This is a genomic window from Vibrio sp. 03_296, assembly GCF_002265885.1.
In genome coordinates, this window is sequence record NZ_NPKW01001189.1 from 1 (window position 1) to 362 (window position 362).

The 362-nt window shown below is 47.5% G+C and carries 3 tRNA genes; all 3 read right to left on the minus strand.

The features are described from left to right. Positions 1 to 89: 89 nt before the first annotated feature. A tRNA-Val gene (locus CIK04_RS30860) sits at positions 90 to 165 on the minus strand. 28 nt (positions 166 to 193) lie between these two features. After that, positions 194 to 268: transfer RNA gene (locus CIK04_RS30865), tRNA-Lys, on the minus strand. Between the two features lies 1 nt (position 269). Then, positions 270 to 345: transfer RNA gene (locus CIK04_RS30870), tRNA-Glu, on the minus strand. Between the last annotated feature and the right edge of the window lie 17 nt (positions 346 to 362).

Here is a 362-nt window from a genome sequence, read left to right on the forward strand (position 1 = left end):
TGTTGTTTTGTCAGCTTTCCAAATTGTTAAAGAGCAGATTTTCTAATGAAAACCATGTTTAAAGATTCTTAAGGAAAAACCCTTAAAGATGGTGGGCGATACCGGGTTCGAACCAGTGACCCCCTGCTTGTAAGGCAGGTGCTCTCCCAACTGAGCTAATCGCCCACATTATTTGTTTTCCCGTGGAAGGAAATGGTGGGTCGTGCAGGATTCGAACCTGCGACCAATTGATTAAAAGTCACTGCTCTACCAACTGAGCTAACGACCCATGGTATCCCGTAGGGGAGTCGAACCCCTGTTACCGCCGTGAAAGGGCGGTGTCCTAGGCCTCTAGACGAACGGGACACTAAGATACTCTAAAC